Raw genomic sequence first — 1,916 nt, forward strand, 5'->3', positions numbered from 1 at the left:
GCTCGGCACGTGCTTTCAGCGCGTCACGCTGCCGCAGCGTCTCCGGCGTGATGAAGGATCCGTTGAGGWAGCCCTGCAGGCGCAGGCGCCCGGTCTTGCCGTCGTCGCCGCCGCCGATGAACCGGTCCGGCAGGGACCACGCCGGCAGCTTGGTCGTGTAGATCGCATCACCCTGGATGCCGATGAGCGTCGAGGGGTCGACCGTGAGAGCACCGGAGGTGTAGCCGCCGAGGGAGCTGGGGCCGTGGAGGACGCGAGCGCGTGCGCGACCCCAGACCTGGGCGGCGAGCTCCGGGTGGTAGAAGCTTCGGGTGCGGTCGTTCGGGCGCGACGGGATGCGATAGATCCAGAGGTTGCCCTGTCGCAGCATCTTGGCCCTGTACTCGGGCGGGACGTCATCGGGCGACGCGGCGACGCGGGTCTCGTCGCGGCCCGCGGCGGCGAATGCACCGATCGAGTGCAGCATGATGTTCCGCAGCGCGGCGAGCACAGCGCGGCGCAGGTCCGGGTGCATCTCGTCCTGCAGCTGGACTCGCTCGCGGGCGCGCGTCATGCGCTCGGTGAAGGTGTCTAGAGGCTTGGCCTTGCGGAACACCACGGCCTCGTGAGGGCGGATCTCCCACCCGTGCTTGAGGGCGACGTGGATCTCGCTGCCGTCGGCCCAGGTGTCGTGCACCGCTCCGGGCCGGTTCGGATAGAACCAGCCTTCGCGAACGTCCAGGTGCTTCACACCGAGCAGGCCAACGTGGTTCCAGCCCTGAGGGACGCGGAACCGCACGTGGAAGCGGGCGCGCGCGTAGGGGTCTTGCTCGAGCAGCTCGTACGCGGCGGCCTGGTTCAGCCGGATCGCGGGGCCGATACCGAGCTCGCGCCCGACGCCGGCGAACATGAACCGGCCGTCGACGTAGGCGAACTCGCTGATCTTCTTCGTCTTGGCCGGGTCGATCAGCGGGACGCAGTCCTCGTGCTTGGCGAACGACTCCCCCGCGACCAGGTGGTCGTAGTGGTGCAGGCCCGAGGTGAAGTGGATCTCCTGGGCGATGTCGTCTTCGACCGGCACGGGGTTGATGTTCTTCGGCAGCGACAGCGCCCACAGGTTCGTTCCGGTGGCGGCAGGGCTGTTGAACAGGCGCGCGTTCTCGTCGGCGTGGCGAATGATCGACGCGGTGACGTTCCAGGCCAGACGAGCCTGGGCAGGGGTCAGCGGCCCGTCGCCGAACCACTCCTCCGCGGTGCGGACTTCGATCTTGAAGCCGGTGACCGCGTGCTCGAACCGACCGGTGGGCGGGCCGTTGTTGACCCAGTGGGCTCCGGGCTTCCAGTTCGGGGTCTGGACGTACAGCCAGTGCCGCACGCCAGGCGCAGGCTCGGGGCGCTTCCCGGTCAGCATGATGCGGTTAGCGCCGTACGAGGCAGCCGTGTCGAGCAGGTCCGTCAGGTTGGGGTTCTTGCGGCGCTCGCCGATGACGGGGCGAACGGGCGTGCCGGCGTCGGTGACGCCTTGCCCGGTGGTCTGGTCGACCCAGATCGTGGGCACGTCCTTCGGCGTCCACGGCTTGGGTCGGTAGTTCAGCTCGTCCATCTCACCCCCTCATTCGTCAGGTTATATTAGTCAAGAGTGCTTGAAAATTGCAATCAGATTTCGCAGTCGACGGGCGCTCCATGAAGGTCTGGCGGGGTCGCTAGGACGCGAGGCGGCCGCCGTAAGAGCGCCCGCGTCCGTGGTAGGACTTCTGCGCCTTCCGCAGCCCTTCCTCGGTCATCCCCAGCAGGAGGGCGATCTCTCGCTGGGTCAGCTCGGCCGCGCGCGCCTCGTCGACGACTTTGCCGCGGCGTTCGCGCAGCTCGTCCGCTTGCGCGAGCTGCTGGCCGATGCGACGGAGCTCCTCACGGATGGCGTCCGCGTCCTTGTTAGC

General features: G+C 68.3%; 2 protein-coding genes. Both read right to left on the reverse strand.

Annotated features, from left to right (window positions below):
* Nucleotides 1–1,582, reverse strand: a 1,582-nt coding sequence (locus B7W94_RS00005; protein WP_085603464.1) for a hypothetical protein, incomplete at its 3' end; no start/stop codon positions are given.
* 100 nt (nucleotides 1,583–1,682) lie between these two features.
* The coding region (locus tag B7W94_RS17995; RefSeq protein ID WP_085603467.1) for a hypothetical protein at nucleotides 1,683–1,916 on the reverse strand (234 nt) is incomplete at its 5' end.

This window comes from Microbacterium sp. LEMMJ01, assembly GCF_002114135.1.
GTDB lineage: Bacteria > Actinomycetota > Actinomycetes > Actinomycetales > Microbacteriaceae > Microbacterium.